Origin of the sequence: Halalkalibacter flavus, from assembly GCF_036663575.1 — a bacterium.
Lineage (GTDB): Bacteria > Bacillota > Bacilli > Bacillales > Bacillaceae_D > Halalkalibacter > Halalkalibacter flavus.
Window position 1 is genome coordinate 1 of the sequence record NZ_JAWRVK010000294.1, and the last position, 259, is coordinate 259.

General features: G+C 60.6%; 1 protein-coding gene. It reads right to left on the reverse strand.

Going from position 1 to position 259, the window contains the following annotated elements; all coding sequences use genetic code 11:
* Nucleotides 1-15: 15 nt before the first annotated feature.
* Complete coding sequence (locus SAY88_RS26220; protein WP_431308930.1) at nt 16-195, reverse strand: zinc ribbon domain-containing protein; 180 nt, start codon at nt 193-195, stop codon at nt 16-18.
* Nucleotides 196-259: the final 64 nt, after the last annotated feature.

Genomic DNA, 259 nt, shown 5'->3' on the forward strand with positions numbered 1-259 from the left:
TTAGCAAGAACTTTTTTAAATTTCTTCAAAGCGGTGTCCGCAACGGCGGCAGACGAAGCGGGCCAGGTTAAAGCGCCGGTTGCGCCCGATGATCAGACCGCAGCCCGTGCACCGGTAGCGGTGACGAACTACCACTCCCCCCGGGCGCCGGGCCTTGGAAGTCGGCGGGGCGTACCGGCTCCCCCCTACCTGCATTAGCAAGGACTTAAAGTCGCGATCGCGGTGACCAAACCCCCGTCCCGTTAAGTGGAGATGGTAA

Bases quoted from the DNA above. Each gene is read 5' to 3' on its own strand.
- SAY88_RS26220 (WP_431308930.1), bottom strand. From the start codon at position 195: ATGCAGGTAGGGGGGAGCCGGTACGCCCCGCCGACTTCCAAGGCCCGG.